Below are 22,746 nucleotides of genomic sequence, written 5' to 3' on the forward strand. Positions count from 1 at the left end.
TCACCGGTACAGCTGCACGACGTCGTGGAAGACACCGCCGGTGCCACCGGCGCCCGCGCCACCGTTATCGGCACGGCCGATGATCTCGGCCCAGATGTCCACGGTCGGGGGCGAGGTGCCGTCGTCGCCGACCGGCTCGGTCAGGAACATCTTGACGAACTGCTTGACCGGCACGTTCTTGGCGGCGCCGCCGATGCTGTTCGCGCCGCAGTCGATGCCGGCGGCGATGATCACCCGGCGTTCGGGATCGGGGGACTGGTTGCTGGAGCACTGCGGGCGGCCCGTTTCGGCAAGCCCGGAGAGGATCGCCGTGCTGGAGCCGCCGCCGCCTGCTGCCGCGATCTCGGCCAGGTAATAGTCATAGCGCGTGCTGGCGGAGAGGTGCGGGTCGGTCCCGGCATAATTGTAGTTCACGTACTCGGTGCGGCCAGCGCTCCAGTTGCCGTTGCCGAAGCGCCCGCAGGTGCCAGCGGCAAGGCAGTCGTCGCGCGGCATGCCCTTGGTGTTGGGCGACGTGACCTCGTTGTTGCCGATGCAGGCGCCGCCGCCCTTTGGGACGATGCCCTTGATCACGTTCGGAGCCGGCGCGTAATCGGGGTCGTTCTTCTCGCCGTTCATGATCGCCTTGTAGATGTCGAAGCGCACATTGAAGATCGCGTCGGCGATGCCGACCTTCTGGCCGGGCTCGATATCGACCCCGCGCTGGACGAAGCACTGGGTGATGCTGCCGACCGCGCCGAGCAGGCAGGCATCGAGGTTCACACCCGTCTTGCCCGCGCAGGGGCCGCTGCCGTCGACCTTGAGTTTGGCCGGGTCGAGAAACCCGAAATCGCCGGGGCCCCAGGCCGATCCGTTTCCGCCCGAGCGCAGGTTGACCATCGACCCGATGTTCAGGTCGGCGTCCCAGTCGCTGTCGGGAATGCAGAACATGAGCGGGGTGACGTCGCAGGCGTACTGGGTGAAGCCCGCGATGGCCGAGGCGGTCGCGGTGGTGTCGATCGGCGTTTGCCCGGAAAGGGTGAAGAAGGCCGCAGCGAAGGTCTGGTCCACCGTGCTGGGGGTGACGGTCGCGCGGACATAGGCGGCGGCCCGGCCATTGGTGGTCGTCGCGCTTGGCGCGGTGGTATCGCTGGCGGGAAGGGCCGAGAAGAAGGTAAGGGTGTAGTCGCTGTCCCCGGCGAGGGCGGCGTCGCGGCTGCCGTAGGTCTTGAGATCGCTGACGAGGTTCGCGGCGGCGGCCCGGGCGCGGGTGATCGAGTCGTCGTTGCCGTCCAGTTCGCCCGCTGCGGCCAGGGCCACGCTGTCGGCGAAGGATTGCAGCTCGGACCGGGCGATCCCGACGCGGCCAATGTCGAAGGACAGGGCCACCAGGCCGAGGAAGGCGGTCAGGGAGAGCACCCAGAAGACGAGGATTCCGCCTTCTTCGGAGGTGGTGAACCGTTGCATGGGATCACGACCGAGCCGCCCGAAGGCGTCTCAGTCGACCTCCTGTTCGGTTACGACATTGGCGCGGCGGACCTTGACGGTGCGCACCGGGGCCTCTTCGGGCACGGGCGACACGTCGCGCATCAGGTCGCTGAGCCGGATCGACTCGAGCGGGGTGTCGTCGGTGGCTTCGAGGGTGCGCAGGGTCAGGCTCAGTGTGCCGGCCTTCTGCGCCAGCGCGAGGCGCTGGCCCTGTTCAGGGCTGACCTCGACGGTCACGGTGCGCGCCACCTCGGGCGTGTCGATCTGTTCGTCGGACTGCTGGTCGACGCCGATCACGCGGATGTTCTGAAGGATGGTGACCGCGCGCAGGCCTTCGTCACGGCCCTGGGTCAGCACGACATCGACGAAGTCACCGGGGGTCACGAAGCCGCCGACCGCGGTCTCGGCGTCGACCTTGATGGCCATCGCGCGACCGTTGGGGCCGAGGGTCTGGGTGATGGTGACCTTCTCACCGAAATCGGAAATCTTGGAGAGCAGGATCAGCTCTCCCTGCGCGATGGCGCGCTTGGCCCGGCGCGGCTGGCCGCCGGGCTCGGGCAGAAGGTCGCGGTAGTCCGCGAAGATCCCGGCGGGCACGGCGTCGCGCGGCCAAGCGATTGTCGTCAGCAGCTGGGCGTCGATGCTCTGGCCGAAGTTGATGTCGCGGCCGGCCACAATGACCGAAACCAGTGCCTCGTCGGTATCGACGGCGGCCTGGGCTGAGCGGGCTTCGAGAAGGTCCTTGGCGAGATACGCGGAACCCCCGGCAAGTCCGACCCCGATGACGGTGACAAGAAGTGAACCGATACGCATTGCATCTCTCCCGGACGGTAGGTTGCTTTGAAAGGGACGGGCGCCAGCGATCTTCCGGGATCAGAAAATGGGCATGGGAAGATCGCTGGGCCGCGTCAGGTCTTGGATCAGTTCGGCATCGCGGTGCCGGCTGCACCCAGAGCGCCGCTGATGTCGCCGGACAGTGCGGTGTAGACACCGGCGCCAACGCCGAGGGCGATCGACAGGGCGATGCCGTATTCCACCAGGGTGACGCCCTCGTCATTGTGACGCAGACGGATGTAGAGGTTCAGAAGATAGTCCCGCATGATATGTCTCCTATGGCTGCAGGTTCCGTTTTCCCCGAGATCGGGCACAGCGTTTGTTTCGCTGTTGGACCGATGATTCCGGATCTGCAGGGCGGCCCACATCCAAGTTTCAGATGAGGAACTCGCTCATAGGGTGAATCTTTTTCTGGATTCGGGGTCGGGGGCGCTGATGGTGCGGGAGACTCGCCGAGGCGAAAGGAATCGGGCCGGGGAATCGGGGGTGGGGCGCACGAATCGGGGGGTATTGCGGACCTGCGGCGCGGATTGCATGGCATGTCCGCAAAAGATGCAGGGCCCATCCACCCAAGGGGGACAGGCCCTGCAGATGTCCGGCCCGTCGTGTGGGCCGGGGGAGTTACTGGTCGGCGGTCAGCAGGGACCGGGCGTTGTCGACGCTGATATCGCCGCTCTCGGCGAGGGCGCGGGCGATGCGGTCGACATCCGGACCGGTGGCGCCGGCTGTGATCGCGATGTTGCGCGCGTGCAGGGTCATGTGACCGCGCTGGATGCCTTCGGTCGCCAGGGCGCGGATGGCCGCCATGTTCTGTGCGAGCCCGACCGATGCGGTGACCTCGGCGAGTTCCCCTGCGCTCTCGACCTTGAGCATGCGCAGCGCGGCCTGTGCCGCCGGGTGGGTCTTGGTCGCCCCGCCGACGAGGCCGAGCGCCATCGGGAGTTCGATGGTTCCGACCAGCTTGCCGGCCGAGGACATTTCCCACCGGGTCAGCGAGGTGTAGCGACCGCTGCGCGCGGCGTAGCTGTGGGCGCCGGCCTCGATCGCGCGCCAGTCGTTGCCGGTGGCAACGACAACCGGGTCGATCCCGTTCATGATGCCCTTGTTGTGGGTCGCGGCGCGGTAGGGGTCGACGATGGCCAGCGCGCAGGCCTCGACGATGCCCTTGCACACATCCTCGCCCTTGAGCTTGGCGGTATCGAACGTCGCGGGCGACAGTTCGACCTTGGCGCGCACGACGCGGAGGTCGGCGAGGTTGGATAGGATGCGCAGCCGCACGACGCCGCCGGTGATCCGCTCGACATCGGGGGCCAGCATCTCGGCCATCGTGTTGACCGTGTTGGCGCCCATCGCGTCGCGTACGTCGACCAGCAGGTGCATGACGAGCATCTTGCCGACGGGGGTGTCCTCGAAGATGTGGACCTCGATATCCTTGCAGCCGCCGCCGAGCCCGATCAGCACCTTGTCGCGCGAGTTGGCCTTGGCGATCAGCGCGTCGCGGTTCTCGATCAGGCGCTGCTTGGCGCCGAAGGGATCGGTCAGGCCCAGCACCTGAACCTGCGCGCGCATCACCGGGGTATCGGCGCGGGCGGTAAAGCCGCCATCGACCGCGGCGAGCTTGGCCATGTAGGAGGCGGCGGCCACGACCGAGGGTTCCTCGACCGCCATCGGAACGAGGTACTCCTTGCCGTTCACCACGAAATTGGTGGCCACCCCGAGGGGGAGCTCGAACTTGCCGACCACGTTCTCGATCATGCCGTTGGCGACATGCAGGGGCAGCACGTCGGCGCCCGCGAGCAATGCGCCATCCTGCTGGTCGAGCCCAGCCGCCGCGCAGACGGCGCTCCGGCGCTCTGCCGGTTCCATGCCGCGCATGTTCTCGATGCGCGAGCGCACGGGTGTATCCTTGGGTGTTGCGTCCATGGGCTCCTCCTTGACTTGACGGCTTGATACCGGATGGCCAAAGGCCAATTAAGGCACACTTGCGGAAATCATTTTTGTTTTGTACCCAGATCTGTACTGACACACTTTGGGACGGTTGCCGGCAGCATGAGCAAGGTCGACAAGATCGTGGAAGACCTCGCGGCCGATATCGCCGGAGGCATCCTGCCGCCGGGACAGCGGCTGCCTTCGATCCGGCGCGCGGCCGAGGACTTCTCGGTTTCGAAGAACACTATTGTCGAAGCCTACGACCGGCTGACCTCGAAGGGCCTTGTTCGGGCGGTGCACGGGTCGGGATTCTACGTGGCCGAACTGGGCACCGAGGTGGGGCAGGCCACCCCCCAGCCACAGCACATGGTGGAAGCCTTCGATCAGGTCTCGCTGCTGAACGCGCAGCTGAATCAGGATCTGCAGGTGCGGGTCGGGGATGGGCGGCCGCCGCTCTCGTGGATGCAGGATGCCCTTCCGCAGAAGCTCTCGGGGAATTTCCTTCAGCGGTTCGAAGGGGATCAGACCGCCTATGGCAGCGCATTCGGTAACATCGCGCTGCGCGAGTTGATCGCGCAGAAGTACCGGCGCGAGGGGATGCAGGCCTCGGCCGAGCAGGTGGTGACGACCTTCGGTGCCAATCATGCGCTGGACCTGATCATCCGGCGATACCTTGAACCGGGGGACACGGTCCTGGTGGACGAGCCGGGCTACTACCCCCTGTTTGCAAAGCTGAAATTCAACAAGATCAACTATATAGGCGTTTCGAGGACGGTCACCGGACCGGATCTGGACCAGCTGCGCAACCTTGCCCGGCTGCACCGGCCCAAGATCTTCTTTACCCAATCCCGGTGTCAGAACCCGACCGGCTCTGCCATGGACCTGCCGACAGCACATGGGGTGTTGCAGGCGGCCACGAGCTACGGGATGCGGATCGTCGACAGCGACCCCTTTGTCGATCTGCCGGACCAGCGCGGTACGCCTCTGGCGCTGATGGACCAGTTCGACAACGTCATCGCCATCTCGAGCTACTCCAAGCTGCTCTCGGCGAGTTTCCGGGTCGGCTACATGATCGCGGCGCCGCAGATCGCGAGGGAAATCGCCGAGCTGAAACTGGTCACGGTGGTGAACAGTTCGCGGTTTTCCGAGATGCTGACCTGCGACATGATCACCAACCGGCGGTATCTGCGGCACCTCAAGAAGACGGCGCAGCGGCTGAAGGAACGGCGCGACGACTTCCGGGCCCGGGTAGAGGCCATGGGCCTTTCGGTTTTCGATCCGGAGGGCGGCGGTTATTACAGCTTCCTGCAGTTGCCCGAAGGGTCGGACGAGGCACAGATTGCCCGCCGCGCGCTGGCGAAAGGGATATTTCTGGCGTCCGGAAAGTTCTTTTACGTGAATCAGCAGAGTCGTTTGCCGTCGTTCCGGATCAACCTGACACGGTCCGACGATCCGAGATTCTACAGCTTTCTCAAGAAGGAAGTCGCGTCGGCGGCCTGATGCATGTGGGCCGGTGGGATGCCGAGGCATCAGGTTAAGGTAACTTAACTAACTCAAATAAAATAGTAAACGTGGGAAATCTCTAATCCGCTCTGTTAAGAGACGGATTAGGAGACACCCGGTGATGCGAGATCCGTGAGGGAGGCGCACACCTCGGTGTATAGGATTTTTGACAGGTACAGTATCCGCATGTTTGCGTTCACTGTACCTGTATGTGTTCCAAGACTGTGCTTAGGAAACTCAAGTGGGAGGTAAGCCGATGAATATTGACAGGGCACTACTGCCTGGTGCCGGAGATCTTGCTGCGCGGCGGGGGCCGCTCTCGGGTGTTGTCGTTCTGGACATCACGCGGGTGGTGGCCGGACCTTATTGCGCCATGCTGCTGGCCGATCTCGGTGCGACCGTGATCAAGGTCGAGAATCCCTCGGACCCGGACTACGCGCGGACCTTTCCGCCCTTCGCGGGCGACAACCGCAAGAGCGCCTTCTTCACCCAGTACAATCGCAACAAGAAGGGCATCACCCTGGACCTGAAGTCCGAGGAGGGCCGGTCATTGCTGCGGGCGTTGGTGGCCAAGGCCGATGTGCTGATCGAGAACTTCCGCCCCGGCACGATGGAAAAGCTGGGCGTCGGCTATGAGGAGCTGTGCAAGGCGAACCCGGCGCTTGTCTATACCGCGATCAGCGGCTTCGGGCGGACCGGGCCCAATTCCTCGCGCCCTGCCTATGACAACACCGGGCAGGCGGCGGGCGGTCTCTGGTCGATGAACGGCTATGCCGACCAGCCGCCGGTGCGGGTCGGGACCATCATCGGCGACCTTGCCGCATCGCTCTACGCGGCGCTCGGCACGGTCGCGGCGCTGCGCGAGGCAGAGCGGACCGGCAAGGGGCAGGTCGTGGACGTGTCGCAGCAGGACTCGGTGCTGAGCCTGACCGAGAACGCGGTGGTGCGCTACACGCTGGAGCAGGATGTCGCCACGCCGCTTGGCAACGATCATCCCTTCGTGCGGCCCTATGGTCAGTTCGCCTGCAAGGACGGGCACGTGTTCTTCGGCGGCTATACTGACAAGTTCTGGCGCATTTCCTGCGAGATCTTCGGCACGCCCGAGCTGGCGTCGGACCCCGAGATCGACACCATGGAGAAGCGGTTCGACCAGGGGGTCTACGAGCGGCGTATCCTGCCGATCCTCGATGGCTGGTTCATGGGCCATACTAAGGCCGAGCTGGAAGAGATGGCCGGTGACAGGGTGCCGCTGACGGCGGTCAAGACCATCGCCGAGGTGGTCGAGGACCCGCATATCGCGGCGCGGGACATGATCGTCGATGTGCCGGTCGATGACCGGATGGTGCGGATGTTCGGCAACCCGGTGAAGCTGTCGGCGCTCGGGCTGCCCGAGATGGGACCGGCGCCGGACGTCGGGGCGGACAACGCCGAGATCTTTCGCGCCCTGCTGGGGCTCGACGACGACGAGGTCGAACGGCTTCGCGCGGCAGGAGCGTTGTAGGATGGGGATCGGGTACGAGACGCGCGGCGCGGTGGCGATCATCACGCTGGACCGGCCGGACAAGCTGAACGCCATGTCGCTGGCGATGTACGATGACCTTGGCGCGGCCTATTGCCGGGCGCGGGACGATGACGCGGTGCATGCCATCGTGCTGACCGGGGCGGGCGAGCGCGCCTTTTCGGTTGGGGCGGACCTGCTGGAATCGATCCCGGCGCTGGCGGAGGACCGCTTCGACATCAGCGAATGGGACGCGGCGCATGCCAAGGGCATCGGGCTTTTCAAGCCGGTGATCGCGGCGGTGCGGGGCGCCTGCATCGGCGGCGGCATGGAGTTCATGCTGTCGACCGACATCCGCATCGTCGCCGAGGACGCGGTGTTCCAGCTGCCCGAGCCCGAACACGGGTTCGTGCCCGCGGGCGGGACCTTGGTGCGGCTGGTGCGGCAGGCGTCCTACGCGCATGCCATGCAGATCATGCTGATGGCCGAACGGATGAGCGCCGCCGATCTCTATCGCATGGGCATCGTGAACGAGGTGCTGCCCGCCGGTCAGGTACTGGAGCGCGCAATCTCGGTTGCCGAGCGGATCGCCTCGCTGGGGCCGATCGCGGTGCAGACGATCAAGGAGGCGGCGCTGACCACGCAGTCCGATCCGCTGGACGAGGCCTTTGCCAAGGAGGCGGTTCTGGGACAGCGCGCCTTTACCTGCGACGACGCCAAGGCCGGGCTGGCCCGGTTCGTCGAACGCGGGCGCAAGCGCAGGGAGGCGGTGGAATGAGCTCGCGCGGGCAGTCCACCAGGAGGCGAGAGTGATCATCTCCATCGACCGCGCGGCGTAGTCGGCGCCGGGGTGCTCCGGCCGGATCGCCATCCTACGCGACGCGCGACCGGCGGTGTCGGACCGAGAAGACCATCATGTACGCGGCCGTGCATTAGCGCTGGCCACACGGATTTCTGAAAGGACCAACAATGAGTTTCATTGCGGGTGCGGCGACCTGCTTTTCGTGGCTTGCCGCCGTGCTGATGCTGTTTCAGGTCAGCCTCGACATTCTGGGCAAGTTCCTGTTCGGCACCCCGGTGCCGGGGACGGCCGAGGTGGTGGCCTCCTACTACATGATCGCGCTGGTGTTCATGGCGCTGCCGCTGATCGAAAAGCGGCAGGACGCCATCGTGGTCGACCTGCTCTACGAACGGTTCGGGCCGCGGTTGCAGCGGGTCTGCCGGATTGCGGCGCTGGTCTTCACGCTGGTCTTCTACCTCGCTTTCGCCTGGATCACCTTCGGGATCGCGATGAAGTCGATGGCGATCCGCGAGGTGATCATCGGGAGCCGCGAGTTCCTTGTCTGGCCGAGCCGGTTCTTTCTGCCCGCGGGCTGTGTGCTGGCGGCAGTGGTGGTGATCCTGCGGCAGTTCGTGCCGGTCGAGGACACCGCCCATGACAGCATCGGGGCGGCCTGAGATGGATCGTGTCGATATTGGATTCATCGGGGTCGCGATCACCATCGCCCTGATCCTCTTCCGCATTCCCGTGGGCATCGTCCTGGCCACCGTCGGTTTCGTCGGGATCGCCCTTCTGACCAGCCTCAAGGCCTCGTGGTCGATTGCCGCCAACGTGCCGTTCGAACTGATCGGGGACTGGAACCTGAGCGCGGTGCCCATGTTCCTGCTGATGGGCTTTCTCGCCTCCGAGGCGGGGCTGACACGGGGATTGTTCAAGGCCGCACGCATCTTTCTCGGGCGGATCCCGGGCGGGCTGGCCTCGGCAACCGTGGTGGCCTCGGCGCTGTTCGCGGCGGCGTCGGGGTCTTCGGTTGCGACCGCCGCGTCCTTCTCGCGGATCGCCATTCCCGAGATGCTGGATGCCAAGTATGACCGGGGGCTGGCCTGCGGCAGCGTGGCGGTGTCGGGGACGCTGGGCGCGCTGATCCCGCCGAGCATCCTGATGATCCTGTTCGGCATCTTCGCCGAGGTTTCGATCGGCAAGCTGTTCCTTGCGGGGGTGCTGCCCGGACTGCTGTCGGCGCTGGTCTTCATCCTGCTGATCACGGTGCGTGTCTGGCTGAACCCCGATCTTGCGCCGCGCACAACGCTGACCGTGACCCGCGAGGAACGGATCGAGGCGATCCTCGACATCTGGCCGCTGCCGCTGCTGATCCTGCTGGTGATCGGCAGCATCTTCCTCGGGATCGTGACGCCGACCGAGGCGGGCGCGCTCGGGGCGTTGATCGCCATGATCATCGCGTTGTTCCGCCGGGCGCTGACGCTGCGCATCTTCTCGCGGGCGGTGACCGATACGATTGCCGGGACGGCGAGCATCTTCGTGGTGATCGTGGGGGCCTCGGTCTTTGCGCGCTTCGTGGCGCTCAGTGGGATGGCCGGGGCGCTGACCGACCTGCTGGCCTTTGCCATCGAGCGGCCCGTGCTGCTGATCGTGCTGACCAGCGTGATCTACATCTTCCTCGGCATGTTCCTCGAGAGCGTGTCGCTGATGCTGCTGACCCTGCCGCTGCTGCTGCCGCTCTACAACGTCGCCGGGATCGACCTGATCTGGTTCGGGGTGATCTGCGTCAAGCTGCTCGAGATCGGGCTGGTGACGCCGCCTGTGGGGCTGAACGTCTACGTCATCAAGGGCGCCTTGGGCGACCGGGTGAACCTGGGCGAGATCTTTCGCGGCACCGCGTGGTTCCTTGCGGCGGACCTGGTGACGCTGGCGCTGCTGATCGCCTTTCCGACGATCAGCCTGCTGCTGCCGATGCTTTCAAAATGACAATCAAATGGAGGTACTGATATGAGAATGAACGGAATTATCGCGGGCGGGATGGCCGTCTGCCTTGCGGGACTGGCGCCGGTGGCGGCCAAGGCCGAGCGCTACACGGCGTCGACATGGTTCGCGCCGACCCACCTGTTGTCGCACTTTCCCTACATGGAATGGCAGGAGGCCGTGGAGAAGGCGACCGATGGCGCGATCAGCTTCGAGATCTACAATGGCGGCACGCTGCTGCCGCCCAAGGCGACGATGTCGGGCGTTGCGGATGGCGTGGCGCAGGTCGGGATCGTCTATCCCGGGTATCAGCCGGCCGAGCTGCCGCTGAACAACGTGCTGATCGACGCCTCCTTCGTGTCGGACAACCACTACGCGGCGGCCTTTGCCTACACCGAGATGATCATGACCGATCCGACGGTCTACGCCGAGTGGTCGGAAAACGGGGTTGTCGTCGGGCCGGGGTTTGCCACCGCGATCTACAACTTCGTCTGCGCCAGCCCGGTCTATTCGCTGGAGCAGGCCAAGGGCAAAAAGTTCCGCACCGCCGGGGCGGCGCAGGTGGACTGGGTCGAGAGCATCGGCGGGATCGCCGTGAGCGTGCCGTTCTCGGACGTCTACACCGGGATGCAGCGTGGTTCGCTGGACTGCGCGCTGGTCGATCCGACCACGCTGACCGTCGGGCCCAAGCTGGCCGAGGTCGCCAGTGACGTTACGCAGATCCCGGTGGGGATCATCATCGGGGCGAGCTGGGTCTACAACAAGTCGTTCTGGCGCGGGCTGCCGGTGGAACAGCGGCGCACGCTGATGGAGCAAATGAAGCTGGCGCTGGCGCGGATGGAGATCGGTTACGAGGTGCAGGGCAACGAGGGCTTCGACGGGGCCAAGGCGCAGGGCGTGACCGTTGCCGAACCGGAGGCCGACCTTGCCAATGCGCTGACCAAGTTCAACGCGACCTTCCTGGGCGATCTGCCGGCGGCTGCGGCCGAGCGGTTCAAGATCGACCAGCCTGACGCGCTGCTTCAGGACTTCATCGCGCGTCAGGAGGCGTGGAAGGAGCGCCTCGCACAGGTTGATATCCAGGATCAGGACGCGATCCTCGGGCTGCTGGACGAGTTCATCTTCTCGAAGATCGACGTCGACAGCTACGGCATGGCGGACTGATCCGCCGATCGCTCCCGAGCGGGCTCGAAGCACCCCGGCGCGCGGCGTCCGGGGTGCCTTTCGTTACTGGCTCAGTAACCGCGCGCCCGGTCCACGCGGTTGAGCAGGGGGTCGCCCCGGTCGAGGCGGCGCAGGTTCTCGGCGATCTGCGCGACGATGCGTCGGGGCTTGGCGAGGGCGGACATATGGGGCGTGACCAGCACCCCGGGTTCGTGCCAGAGCGGATCGTCGGCGGGCAGGGGTTCTTGCGGGAAGACATCGAGCACCGCGCCGCGCAGGTGGCCGCTGCGCAGGAGGGTGACGACGGCGGCGCGGTCGAGATGCTCGCCCCGGCTGCAGAGGACAATGGCGGCGCCGGGCGGCAGGGCGGAGAGCGTGGCGTGGCCGAGAATGCCGGTCGTGTCGGGCGTGAGGGGCAGCAGGCAGATCAGCACCTGGGCGTCGGCAATCGCGAGAGGCAGGGCCCCGGGGCCCGCATGGCAGAGGACGCCCGGAATGTCGTGCGGACTGCGCGACCAGCCGCGCACCGGGTAGCCGGCATCGCGCAGACGGCAGGCGACATGGCGACCGGTGTCGCCGAGCCCCAGCACGCAGACAGGCACCTGCGAGGCGGGGCGCTGTTCGAAGCGGTGCCAGTGCCCGGCGGTGGCATTGCGGGTGACGGCATCGAGACCGCGATGAAACCAGAGCGTGGCCCAGTGACAGTACTCGCCCATCGCCACGGCCAGATCGTCGTCGCGGATGCGGCAGACCGGAACGTCGGGCAGGGTCGGGTCGGCAAGGATCCGGTCCACCCCGGCGCCGATGGAGTGGACAAGGCGCAGGTTGGGCATATCGGCGAGCGTGCCGTCCGGCGGGTCCCAGCAGATGGCGACCTCGGCCTCGCGCGCCGCATCCGAGGGCCAGTACTCCAGCCGCGCCCCGGGGCAGGCGGCGCGAATGTGGTCTTCGAGAAACTCCAGTCCGCCGGTTCGGTTGATCAGCGCAAGGCGCATGGGTCGGCTCTCCTCTTCCAGTTGTTGGCAGTATGCGGCGCCGCCCCGAGGCCACCCGTCGCGCGCGGGCAGTTGATCATCGCGAATGGGCCAACCTCCGGCCGGGCCGCGCGCGGGTTGGCCCAAGTCCGGCAGTGGTTGGCCTGTTCGAGGCGATCGGGTCGCGCGGGGGGCGGTAGGATCGATTCCAGCAATAGAAGGGCGCAGGCCCGCACCAACGACAAAGCTCACAGGAGAGGACGATGAATAGGCGCGAATTTTCGAAACTGTTGCTCGCCACCGGTACCACCGGGGTTGCGGCGCAGACCGGGCTGTTCGGCGACATGGTCGCCTACGCCCAGAATGGCGAGGGCGGGCTGACCGCGATCATCCAGCCGGAACCGCCGCTTCTGGTGGTGGCGCTGAACCAGCAGATCCCGGTGGGGATCATCGGGGGCAAGCTGTACGAGAGCCTGCTGTCCTACGATTTCGACCTGTCGCCGCGGCCTCAACTGGCCAAGAGCTGGACCGTGTCCGAGGATGGCCTGACCTATACCTTCGAGCTGGTCGACAATGCCAAGTGGCATGACGGGACACCGTTCACCGCCGCCGACGTGGTGTTCTCGTGCGACGTGATGCTGAAAGAGGTGCACCCGCGCGCCCGTGCGAACTTTGACCGTTGCGAGAGCATCACCGCCGAGGGCGACCACACGGTCGTGTTCAAGCTGAAAGAGCCCTTTGCGCCCTTCCTGCTGGCCTTCGAGACCTCCTCGGCCCCGATCATGCCGAAGCACCTCTACGAGGGTACCGACTATCGCAACAACCCGGCCAACGACACGCCCGTTGGCACCGGCCCGTTCAAGCTGGCCGAGTGGGTGCGCGGTTCGCACATCCGTCTGGAGGCGAACGCGGACTATTACCACGAGGGCGAACCGGGGCTGACCGAGATCTTCTACCGGGTGGTTCCCGACGGTGCCTCTCGCTCGGTCGCGATGGAAACCGGCGAGGCGCAGCTGTCGCAGTTCAGCGATATCGAGACCTTCGACGTTCAGCGCCTTGCGGACATGCCGCACCTCGACCTGACCACCAAGGGCTACGAGTTCTTCTCGCCCGTGCTGTGGTACGAACCGAACCTGCGCCGCGAACCGTTCAACGACGTGCGGTTCCGCAAGGCCATGCGCCTGCTGCTGGACCCGAACTTCATCGTCGAGCGGATCATGTTCGGCCTGGCCCAGCCCGCCACCGGTCCGATCGCCTCGACCACCAAGTTCTATGACGCGAACGTCACGACCTACGAGCAGGACGTCGAGAAAGCCAATGCGCTGCTGGACGAGATGGGTCTGGCCAAGGACGCCGACGGCAAGCGCATCACCATCCATCACCTCGTGGTGCCCTTTGGCGAGATGTGGACGCGGCTGGCCGAGTACTTCCGGCAGGCGATGTCGGCGGGCGGGATCGAGGTCGTTCTCGACAGCACCGATCCGGGCGGCTTTGCCGAGACCGTGTCGAACTGGGATTACGACACCACCTGCAACATGCTCTACCAGTTCGGTGATCCGGCGCTTGGCGTGGCGCGGTCCTATATCAGCTCGAACATCCGCAAGGGCGTGATGTTCACCAACACCCAGGGCTACGAGAACGCGGAGGTGGACACGCTGTTCGCCGAGGCGGCGGTGCAGACCTCGGAAGAGGCGCGGCAGGAGCGCTACAGCAAGGCACAGCAGATCCTCTGCGACGAGCTGCCGGTGCTGTGGATGACCGAACAGAAGTTCGCCACGCTCTACGACAACCGGATCGCCGACCTGATCGTCACGGCAACCGGGGTGAACGCGAACTTTGCCAAGGCCCATTACGTCAAATGAGGCTGCTGCGAGGCATCGTGACAAAACTGGCGGGGATCGTTCTTGCGATCCTCGTCATCGCGACAATCAACTTTACCCTCGTCCATTCCGCGCCGGGGGACCCGGCAAGCGTGATGGCCGGGCAATCCGGGGCCACCGACGAGAAGTTCCTCGAGGAACTGCGGGCGGAATACGGGCTGGACAAGCCCTTCATGGTCCAGCTGGGCACCTACCTGAAAAAGGTGGTGACGCTGGACCTCGGCTATTCCTACCGCCAGCGCCGCCCCGTGAACGAGCTGATCCTCGACCGGCTGGGGCCGACCCTGCTGTTGACCCTCTCGGCCTTCTTCCTCTCGCTGATCGGCGGTGTCGTCTTTGGCACGCTGGCGGGATTGAGGCACGGGAAGTGGTCGGATCTTGCGATCTCGCTGGTCGCGCTGCTGCTTTACGCGACGCCGGTGTTCTGGCTGGGGCTGATGCTGGTGCTGATCTTCTCGATCCAGCTCGAGTGGCTGCCGGCCTTCGGTTACGTCGACATGCGCGCGTCGAGCTTTGGCCGACTTGAATACGCGTGGGACGTGCTGCGGCACCTGTTCCTGCCGGCGATCACGCTGGGGGCGATCTACATGGCCGTCTACACCCGGCTGATGCGCGCCTCGCTGATCGAGGTTGCCGCCGAGGATCACGTCAAGACCGCGCGCGCCAAGGGACTGGGCGAGGGGGCGATCTTGCGGGGGCACATGCTGCGCAACGCGGCGCTTCCGGTGGTGACATTCGCCGGTCTTCAGGTCGGCGCTCTGGTCGGGGGCGCGGTGGTTGTCGAGACGGTGTTCTCGTGGCCCGGCCTTGGCCGTCTGACCTTCGACGCGGTAACCGCCCGTGACTATCCCGTGCTGCTGGGGATCTTCCTGGTGATGTCGGTTCTGGTGATCGTCGTGAACATCCTGACCGACCTGTTGCAGCGCCTGATCGACCCGAGGATTGCCGTCCGATGAACAAGACATTGCGAACTTTCCTGCGTCGCCCGGCGGGCATCGTGGGGCTGACCCTGCTTGGGCTGGTCTGCCTTGTGGCGGTGCTGGCGCCACTGCTCTACCCCGCCAGCCCCTGGGACATCGCGGGGATGCCCTTTGCCCGTCCGGGCGAGGACGGCATGGTGTTCGGCTCGGACACGCTCGGCCGCGACATTGCCGCCGGGGTCGTCCACGGCGCGCGCGTCTCGCTGATCATCGGTGTGACATCGACCATCGCGGCGCTGGCCATCGGCGTGACGCTGGGCGCCGTGGCGGGCTTTGCCGGCGGGATGACCGACCGGGTCATCGTCCGGATCACCGAGATCTTCCAGACCATTCCGAACTTCGTTCTGGCGATCCTGCTGGTGGCGATCCTGACTCCCACGCTGTCCACCATCATCTTTTCCATCGGTCTGGTCAGCTGGCCGCCGCTGGCGCGGCTCACGCGGTCGCAGGTGCAGTCGGTGGCGCAGCGCGAGTTCGTGCAGGCCGCGCGGTGTCAGGGCCAGTCGGCCGCTTCGGTGCTGGTCCGGCACGTGCTGCCGAACGCGATCTCGCCGATCATCGTTACCGGCTCGCTGACCGTTGCCGCCGCGATCCTGATCGAGGCCGCGCTGAGCTTCATGGGGCTCGGTGATCCCAACCACATGAGCTGGGGCTACATGATCGGGGCCGGGCGCACGGTGATCCGGCAGGCCTGGTGGATGAGCGTGTTTCCGGGGCTTGCCATCCTGCTGACGGTGGTGGCCATCAACCTTGTGGGCGAAGCGCTGAACGATGCCCTGAACCCGAGGATTTCCCGCTCATGACCCTTTTGCAGGTGCAGAACCTTTCCATTGCGCTTCCGTCCGGGGCCGACCGCGATCTGGCCGTGAACGATGTGAGCTTTGACATCGAACCGGGCGAGATCGCGTGCCTCGTGGGCGAGTCCGGTTCGGGCAAGTCGATGATCGCGCATTCGATCCTCGGCCTGCTGCCGCCCAAGATCAGGCCGGTCTCGGGCGCGCTCCGCTTTGGCGGGAACGATCTGCTGGCGCTGCCGCCGACCGAGATGAAGGCGCTGCGCGGGGCCGACGTGGCGATGATCTTTCAGGAGCCGCTGACAGCGCTGAACCCGCTGAAGAAGGTGGGCGAGCAGGTGGCGGAGTCGATCCGCGTGCATGACCCGAAGATGACGCCGGGCCAGACCGTTGCGCGGGTCGAGGAGCTGTTCGCGCAGGTCGGGCTGCCCGAGCCTGCACGGATCCGCAAGGCGTTTCCGTTCCAGATGTCGGGGGGGCAGCGCCAGCGGGTGATGATCGCCATGGCGCTGAGCAACAACCCCAAGCTGCTGATCGCGGACGAGCCGACCACGGCGCTGGATGTGACGACGCAGCGCCAGATCCTCGACCTGATCAAGGAACTGCAGGCGCGCATGGGCATGGGGATCCTGTTCATCACCCACGATATCGGGGTGGTAGCGGATATCGCCGACAAGGTCGTCGTGCTGAAGCACGGGAAGGTGGTCGAGCAGGGAGAGGCGGCGCCGCTGCTGGAGCACCCGACGCAGGACTACACCCGGATGCTGCTGGACGCGGTGCCGGGCCGGGGCGCGCCGCGCACCCGTCATGTCGAGGCGGCGCCGTTGCTGGAGGTGAAGGCGCTGGAGAAGGCCTTTGTCACCCGGCAGGGAATGCTGGCCCCGCCACGGCGGGTCACGGCGGCGGAGAACGTCAACCTGAGCCTTGCCACCGGCGAGACGCTGGCCGTGGTCGGCGAGAGCGGCTCGGGCAAGTCGACGCTTGCACGGATGGTGCTGCGCCTGATCGAGCCGGACGGCGGTGCGATCCTTTGGCGCGGCGAGAACGTGCGCGGCAAGCGGCGCGAAGGGCTGCGGCAGTACCGGCGGCGGGCGCAAATCGTGTTTCAGGATCCCTATTCCTCGCTCGATCCGCGCCTGCAGGTGGGAGAGAGCGTCGTGCGCGGCCCGATGGCCTTCGGAACCTCCCGCTCCGAGTCGGAAAAGATCGCGCGCGCCTGGCTGGACCGGGTCGGGCTGGACGCCTCGGCCTTCGACCGTTTTCCGCATGAGTTCTCGGGCGGGCAGCGGCAGAGGATCTGCATCGCCCGCGCGCTGGCGCTGGAGCCCGAACTGCTGATCGCGGACGAGGCGGTGTCGGCGCTGGATGTATCGGTGCAAAGCCAGGTGCTGGACCTGCTGGCGGATCTGAAGGCGCAGATGGGGCTGTCGATGCTGTTCATCACCCACGATCTGCGCGTCGCGCGCGAGATCGCCGACCGGATCATCGTGATGCAGCGCGGACGGATCGTCGAGATGAGCGATGCGGCGACGCTCTTCGATGCGCCCACGAGCGATTACACGCGCAGCCTTCTGGATGCGGTGCCGGGGAGGGCCTTCTTCGCCCGTGCCGAAGCCGCAGCGGCAGGCGCGCGAGAGGCCAAGGCCTGATGCCGGGCCGCAAGACACAAACCACCTACAGGAAAGAGAAGTGATGTCAGAGTTGTGGAGTTGGACTGCCGCCGAGCAGGCCGCGGGGATCGCGGCGGGGCAGATCACCAGCGTGGAGGCGACGGAGAGTGCGCTGACCCGCATGGATGCGGTGAACCCGGCGATCAATGCGGTGGTCGATACGCTGCACGAGGACGCGATGGCCGCCGCACGGACCGCCGACGCGACGCTGCGCAAGACCGGTCCGCTGGGCCCGCTGCACGGTGTGCCGGTGACGGTGAAGATCAACGTCGACTACGGCGGGCGGGCGACGACCAACGGCGTCGTGGCCTACAAGGACCTGATCGCGCCCGAGGACGGTTCGGTCGTGCGCAACCTGAAGGGCTCGGGCGCGGTGATCATCGGGCGCACCAATACGCCCTGCTACTCGATGCGCGGTTTCACCAGCAATGACCTGCACGGCCATACCTACAACCCGCATGACCGGGCGATCACCCCGGGCGGTTCCTCGGGCGGGGCAGGCGCGGCGACTGCCGCCGGGATCGGTGCCATGGGGCATGGCAACGACATCGGCGGTTCGGTGCGGCATCCGGCCTTCTGCAACGGCATCTACGGTCTGCGCCCGACCACTGGCGTGGTCCCGGCCTACAACCCGAGCCAGCTGGCCGAGCGGTTCATCGTCTCGCAGATGGCGGCGGTGCAGGGGCCGCTGGCGCGATCGATGGAAGACATCCGGCTGGCCATGCTGGCGCTGCAGGCGCCCGACCCCCGCGACATCTGGCAGTTCCCCGCGGGCGACATGTTCGCGCCGGTCGGGCACAAGCCCTGCCGGGTTGCCCTCCATGCCGAGACCGACGAGTCCGAGGTGCACCCCGAGGTCAGCGCCGCCATCCGGCAGGCGGGCGACATGCTTTCGGATGCAGGCTACGAGGTGGTCGAGACGGCACCGCCCTCGCTGTGGGAAGCGATGGAGTTCTGGCTGCTGGCGCTTGGCAACGAGATGCGGGCCGGGCTGGGTCTGCTCATGGAAGCCAATGGCGACTGGAAGATGAAGCAGGCCTACAAGGTGCTGGTCGACGGGATCGAGAAGGTCGAGGATCGCGACGGGTTCCTCAAGATGTACGCCGTGCGCTCGGCCCTGCTGCGCAAGTGGCAGCTGTTCCTCGAAGACTACCCGCTGGTCCTGACCGCGGTGACATGGACCCGCCCGATGCCGGACGATCACGATGTCTCCGAGGGGCTGGACCCGGAATGGTTCCGCCGCGCCACCGCTCCGATGAGCGGCACGCCGACGCTGGGTCTGCCGGGGCTGACCGTTCCGGTCGGCTCGCAGCCGGGCAAGCCGCTTGGCGTGCAACTGCTTGCCGGTCGCAATCAGGACCGCAGGCTGATGGAGGCCGGGTTCGTCCTCGAACGCGCAATCGGGAAGATCGCGCCGGTGACCCCGGCGGCCTGAGTCCCGAAACCTGTCTGAAAGGCCTTGCAATGTCGATGGGAAACCAGATCATCAACGTCAGGTTCAACTCTTCGACAGGGTCTTCGATGACCAAGGCTTTGCGCTCTTCGCTTCCTTCGGAAGTCCTGACCGTTCACGGCACGCACCGCTATTTCACCGATGTGATCAATGCGACGTGCTCGATGGTCTCGACTCTGGCGGAAGGGGAGGACGAGGTCTTTCTGATCGAGGCGACCTATCCGGACGGGTTCAACTCGCGCTGGCACTGCCACGACCGGGGGCAGGTGAGCTTTGTGCAGAACGGCGGGATGACGATCACCGGCGAAACCTATTCGCTGGTGGTGCCCGCCGGGCACGCCGTATGGATCCCGCCGGGGCACATGCACAGCGCCACCGGTGGCGGCGAGGTGACGGTTCTGAGCACCTATGCCGATGCCTGCCACCTGCCGCCGCTGCCCGACCGGGCCTGCGTTCTGCATGTCTCGGACCTGTTCGAGCCGCTGCTGAAGAAGCTGATCACCCGGCAGGTCACGCGCAGCCGGGACGAGATCTTTGACGCCATGGTGGTGCTGCTCTACGAGGAGCTGCGCACCAGCCGGCCGCTGAACGCGGTGGCACCGATGCCGCAGGACAAGCGGCTGCGCCGGGTCTGCGAGGCGATCCTCAAGGACCCGACGATCGGGACCGGCAAGGAGCAGCTGGCCGAGATCGGCAACATGAGCTGCCGCACCATGACGCGGCTGTTCCGGTCCGAGCTGGGGCTGACGTATTCCGACTGGGTGCAGCTGACGCTGGCCTTTTCGGCCATCGGTCGCCTGTCGCGCGGCGAAAGCGTGTCGAAGGTCGCGTCGAGCCTGGGCTACGGCAGCCCGAGCGCCTTTTCGGCCATGTTCCGCAGGCGGTTCGGGATCTGCCCGTCGGAGCTGACCCCGCGCAAGGCCGCCGCGGCGAGATAGAGGGCCGAGCTGGGACGGTGATGCAGAACGACGCGAGATTTCCTGAGCTGCCGGTTGCCGTGCCGCCCGCACTGCTGGCCGCGTCGAGCCGTTCGTTTCAGGAATTGCAGGAATCCAGCGATCCGGTGATTGCCTGGGCCGATCGTTACGCGGGCCCGGTGCGCAGCAGCTTTCACAGCCACAGCCGGGGCCAGCTGATCTTTGCCACCGAGATGCCTGCCGCCGTCGAGACCGGACAGCGCAACTGGACCATGCGCGCGGGGCAGGGCATGTGGCTGCCCGGCGGGCAGAAGCACCGCGTGTCGGCGCAGGCGGACCCGGTGTTCTGTTCGATCTACGTACGGCCCGACCTTGCCGCGCGTCTGCCGGTGCGTTGCGGCGCGATGGAGATTTCGCCCTATCTGCGCGAACTGATCGCCAAGCTGGCCCAGCTGTACCGTGGCCGTGTGGATCCGGCAGCCTATCCGCATCTGGTGGCGCTGATCTTTGGTGAACTGGCGACCAGTTCAGTCCATTCGGACTGCCTGCCGATGCCGCAGGACGAACGCCTGCTGCGCCTGTGCCAGTCACTTGTGGACCGGCCCGGCGACCGGCGGACGCTGGCCGCATGGGCGCGGGACATCGGGGCCAGTGGGCGGACGCTGGAACGGTTGTTCCGCGAGGAGACGGGTATGACCTTCGTGGCCTGGCGGCAGACCTGCCGGGCGCTGGCGGCCATACCGCTGCTGGAGGCCGATCTGCCGGTGCAGCGGGTCGCGTGGATGTGCGGCTATGACAGCCAGAGCGCCTTTGCCGCCATGTTCCGCCGGGTGACGGGCCTGTTGCCCGCCTCGTTCCGGCCCGGACGCTAACCCCTCAGCACTGCAGTGTGACATCGCCCGACGGGATCGCCTGACACAGCAGGGCCTGGCCCCGGCCGGGTTGCGGCCCTTCGAGCGCCGGGTGGGTGACGCCGCCCTCGAGCACGCGCTGCAGGCAGGACTGGCAGTCGCCCATGCGGCAGGAGTAGGCCACGTCGACCCCGTTGACGAGGGCGAGATCCAGCAGGGTGCCGGACTCCGGGGTCCAGACGGCCTCCTTGCCGGTTTTGGCAAAGCGGACCGCGGCGCTGGCCGGGCCCTTGGCGGCAAAGAGCGCGGTGGGATCGGCGGACTCGAAGGCCTCGAATCGGACGCTGTCGGGCGCGGCACCGCGCGCCACCAGACCGTCCCGCAGGCCGGTCATGAAATCGCCAGGACCGCAGATGTAGAAATCGGCGTCGGCGGGAGGGACCAGCGCGGCGATTACCTCGGCGTCGATGCGGCCGGTGTGGTCGGCGTGGTCATCCTCGTGCGGGCGGGAGTAGGCGGTGAAGGGGCGAATGCGCGGTCCTTTTGCTCCAGCGGATATGCGCGCGACCTCGGCGGCAAAGAGGTGATGTCCGCTGTTCGCCGCGCCGTGCACGAACCAGACATCCCGCGCGCCAGATTCGGCGGCGAGCGTTTCGAGCATCGGCAGGAGCGGGGTGATCCCGACGCCCGCGCTGATCAGGACGACGGGCCGCCCGGCGGGGCTTTGCAGCACGAAATGGCCGTTCGGGGGGCCGATGCTGACGTCGTCGCCGAGCTGCAGGCTGTCGTGCAGCAGGTCCGACACGCCGCCCTTGCCGATGCGGCGCACGGTGAAGCGCAGGGCGCGGTCGTCAGGCCGGCCGGAGACGGAATAGCTGCGCCGGCGGGGCAGCGGCGTGGGATCGGTCGGAAGCGAGACCGAGATGTACTGGCCGGGCTTCACCGTGCCGACCGGCGCGGCGTCCTGCGGCTCGACCACGAAGGAGACCACGCCGGGGGCCTCGTCGATCCGACGGGTGCAGACAAAGCGCCGCTGGCCGGACCAGTAGGTCCGCTCGTCATCGTTCCAGATGCGGGCCCGGCCCATTGCGGCCGAGCAGTGGAAGAAGACTTCGTCGGGCCGGATGCGGAGACTGTCGCTTGCGGTTGCAGGTTCCGGCGCACGCTCGTAGCGGCCGTTCATGCGGACCAGTTCGTGGCGACCGGGGGCCAGTGTCAGCAGGGCGATCTCGCCCGTGTCGAGGATGGAGAAACCGGCGGGCAGGGCGAGGCGATAGGCGATCGAGTTGCTGCCGGGTACTGGTTGCAGGGGCGCTTCGCCGACGAGGTCCATCACGATCTCGCCCGCTTCATCTTCGCGGGCCAGAGCGATCAGCCCGGCATCGCGCAGGAAGGTCATGGCCCCGGGCCCGGCGAAATCGGCGACCTTCTCGCGCACCAGTTGCGAGGGAAACCCGTAGACATCGCGCATGCCGCTGGAGAGCAGCAGATCTTCCTCGGAGTTGTTCTTGAGGATCGGGCCCTTGCCCGCCTCGGCCACCGCGCCGGTGTCTTCGCGCACGAGGGCGAGCACGTCGAGGGGCTGCTTGCGCGCGTCGGGGTCGATCCAGAAGCCGGAGGCGTCGAAGGCGGTGGTCTCGACCATCGTCGCGGCGGTCGGGGTCAGGACGAGGACGCCGATGGGCGGGTTCTCGTCGGCGGGAAAGGCGAGCATGTGCTCGGGCGCGCGGGAGAAGGAGGCGCGGGCGGAGACGCGGAGATAGCGGTCTTCCTCGTGGTTCACGAAGAGCAGCGCCACGTCGGGACGCGCGAGGATGTTGCCGACGGTGTCGAGCCTGCGGTTGCCCCGGTAGTCCGGCAGGAGGATGTCGCCCGCATCGCTCAACCCCACCACCCTCGGCTGTCCACCGCGCGGCGAGACGTCGAGCTGCCCCTCGGCATTGCGCGAGGCGATGAACAGAAGGGTGGACCGGGAGATGAAGTCGAGCTGCTCTGGCGCCATGTCGGCCCTCGTGGACACTTGGAATACCCGATCGAGCTTAGATCGGATGCCGGTGGGTCAGAAGCGCGG

At 66.5% G+C, this 22,746-nt stretch carries 19 protein-coding genes; 13 read left to right on the forward strand and 6 right to left on the reverse strand.

The annotated features are described in order from the left end of the window. From DDT93_RS16240 to DDT93_RS16255, 4 genes are all read right to left on the reverse strand, one after another. Nucleotides 1-1,446 (reverse strand): TadE/TadG family type IV pilus assembly protein, encoded by a 1,446-nt coding sequence (locus DDT93_RS16240; RefSeq protein WP_109466920.1) that lies wholly within the window; start codon nucleotides 1,444-1,446, stop codon nucleotides 1-3. A gap of 30 nt (nucleotides 1,447-1,476) precedes the next feature. After that, nucleotides 1,477-2,280 carry a Flp pilus assembly protein CpaB gene (cpaB, locus tag DDT93_RS16245; RefSeq protein ID WP_109466921.1) on the reverse strand — a complete coding sequence of 268 codons (804 nt, stop codon included), beginning with the start codon at nucleotides 2,278-2,280 and terminating at the stop codon, nucleotides 1,477-1,479. 107 nt (nucleotides 2,281-2,387) lie between these two features. Further along, nucleotides 2,388-2,567, reverse strand: coding sequence for a Flp family type IVb pilin (locus DDT93_RS16250; RefSeq protein WP_109466922.1), 180 nt, complete (start codon nucleotides 2,565-2,567; stop codon nucleotides 2,388-2,390). Between the two features lie 355 nt (nucleotides 2,568-2,922). Further along, nucleotides 2,923-4,224 (reverse strand): hydroxymethylglutaryl-CoA reductase, degradative, encoded by a 1,302-nt coding sequence (locus tag DDT93_RS16255; RefSeq protein WP_109466923.1) that lies wholly within the window; start codon nucleotides 4,222-4,224, stop codon nucleotides 2,923-2,925. A gap of 126 nt (nucleotides 4,225-4,350) precedes the next feature. Here DDT93_RS16255 and DDT93_RS16260 point away from each other — a divergent pair, with 126 nt between their 5' ends. From DDT93_RS16260 to DDT93_RS16285, 6 genes are all read left to right on the forward strand, one after another. Further along, the gene (locus tag DDT93_RS16260) at nucleotides 4,351-5,730 is read left to right on the forward strand and encodes an aminotransferase-like domain-containing protein (RefSeq protein ID WP_109466924.1); all 1,380 of its coding nucleotides are present in this window, start codon (nucleotides 4,351-4,353) and stop codon (nucleotides 5,728-5,730) included. Between the two features lie 259 nt (nucleotides 5,731-5,989). Next, entirely contained in the window at nucleotides 5,990-7,234 is a 1,245-nt protein-coding gene (locus tag DDT93_RS16265) for a CaiB/BaiF CoA transferase family protein (RefSeq protein WP_109466925.1), read from the forward strand. Nucleotide 7,235: 1 nt separating this feature from the next. Further along, the gene (locus DDT93_RS16270) at nucleotides 7,236-8,009 is read left to right on the forward strand and encodes an enoyl-CoA hydratase/isomerase family protein (protein ID WP_109466926.1); all 774 of its coding nucleotides are present in this window, start codon (nucleotides 7,236-7,238) and stop codon (nucleotides 8,007-8,009) included. Nucleotides 8,010-8,200: 191 nt separating this feature from the next. After that, nucleotides 8,201-8,689 carry a TRAP transporter small permease subunit gene (locus tag DDT93_RS16275; protein ID WP_109466927.1) on the forward strand — a complete coding sequence of 163 codons (489 nt, stop codon included), beginning with the start codon at nucleotides 8,201-8,203 and terminating at the stop codon, nucleotides 8,687-8,689. Nucleotide 8,690: 1 nt separating this feature from the next. Then, a complete protein-coding gene (locus tag DDT93_RS16280) occupies nucleotides 8,691-9,998 on the forward strand; it encodes a TRAP transporter large permease (RefSeq protein WP_109466928.1) in 1,308 nt (435 codons plus the stop codon). 27 nt (nucleotides 9,999-10,025) lie between these two features. Then, entirely contained in the window at nucleotides 10,026-11,156 is a 1,131-nt protein-coding gene (locus tag DDT93_RS16285; RefSeq protein ID WP_157960198.1) for a C4-dicarboxylate TRAP transporter substrate-binding protein, read from the forward strand. A 71-nt stretch (nucleotides 11,157-11,227) separates the two neighbouring features. Here the strand turns inward: DDT93_RS16285 and DDT93_RS16290 are convergent, their stop codons facing one another. Further along, a complete protein-coding gene (locus tag DDT93_RS16290) occupies nucleotides 11,228-12,151 on the reverse strand; it encodes a 2-hydroxyacid dehydrogenase (RefSeq protein WP_109466930.1) in 924 nt (307 codons plus the stop codon). A 242-nt stretch (nucleotides 12,152-12,393) separates the two neighbouring features. On the opposite strand from DDT93_RS16290, the gene DDT93_RS16295 reads away from it, so the two are divergent. From DDT93_RS16295 to DDT93_RS16325, 7 genes are all read left to right on the forward strand, one after another. Next, nucleotides 12,394-13,992: an ABC transporter substrate-binding protein gene (locus DDT93_RS16295; RefSeq protein WP_109466931.1), complete on the forward strand. Its 1,599-nt coding sequence runs from the start codon at nucleotides 12,394-12,396 to the stop codon at nucleotides 13,990-13,992. Then, on the forward strand, nucleotides 13,989-14,966 hold the full coding sequence (locus tag DDT93_RS16300) for an ABC transporter permease (RefSeq protein ID WP_109466932.1): 978 nt from the start codon (nucleotides 13,989-13,991) through the stop codon (nucleotides 14,964-14,966). The genes DDT93_RS16295 and DDT93_RS16300 overlap by 4 nt, the downstream gene beginning before the upstream one ends. Continuing rightward, nucleotides 14,963-15,793, forward strand: coding sequence for an ABC transporter permease (locus DDT93_RS16305; protein WP_109466933.1), 831 nt, complete (start codon nucleotides 14,963-14,965; stop codon nucleotides 15,791-15,793). Before DDT93_RS16300 ends, DDT93_RS16305 begins: the two co-directional genes overlap by 4 nt. Continuing rightward, on the forward strand, nucleotides 15,790-17,433 hold the full coding sequence (locus DDT93_RS16310) for an ABC transporter ATP-binding protein (RefSeq protein ID WP_109466934.1): 1,644 nt from the start codon (nucleotides 15,790-15,792) through the stop codon (nucleotides 17,431-17,433). The genes DDT93_RS16305 and DDT93_RS16310 overlap by 4 nt, the downstream gene beginning before the upstream one ends. A gap of 43 nt (nucleotides 17,434-17,476) precedes the next feature. After that, complete coding sequence (locus DDT93_RS16315; RefSeq protein ID WP_232825479.1) at nucleotides 17,477-18,889, forward strand: amidase; 1,413 nt, start codon at nucleotides 17,477-17,479, stop codon at nucleotides 18,887-18,889. A gap of 86 nt (nucleotides 18,890-18,975) precedes the next feature. Further along, nucleotides 18,976-19,845, forward strand: a complete 870-nt coding sequence (locus tag DDT93_RS16320; RefSeq protein WP_198654875.1) for an AraC family transcriptional regulator — start codon at nucleotides 18,976-18,978, stop codon at nucleotides 19,843-19,845. Between the two features lie 20 nt (nucleotides 19,846-19,865). Then, nucleotides 19,866-20,696, forward strand: a complete 831-nt coding sequence (locus tag DDT93_RS16325) for an AraC family transcriptional regulator (protein ID WP_109466937.1) — start codon at nucleotides 19,866-19,868, stop codon at nucleotides 20,694-20,696. Nucleotides 20,697-20,700: 4 nt separating this feature from the next. Here the strand turns inward: DDT93_RS16325 and DDT93_RS16330 are convergent, their stop codons facing one another. Beyond that, entirely contained in the window at nucleotides 20,701-22,677 is a 1,977-nt protein-coding gene (locus DDT93_RS16330) for a 2Fe-2S iron-sulfur cluster-binding protein (RefSeq protein ID WP_109466938.1), read from the reverse strand. Nucleotides 22,678-22,746: the final 69 nt, after the last annotated feature.

It is taken from the genome of Albibacillus kandeliae (genome assembly GCF_003116585.1).
GTDB classification, from domain to species: Bacteria; Pseudomonadota; Alphaproteobacteria; order Rhodobacterales; family Rhodobacteraceae; genus Albibacillus; species Albibacillus kandeliae.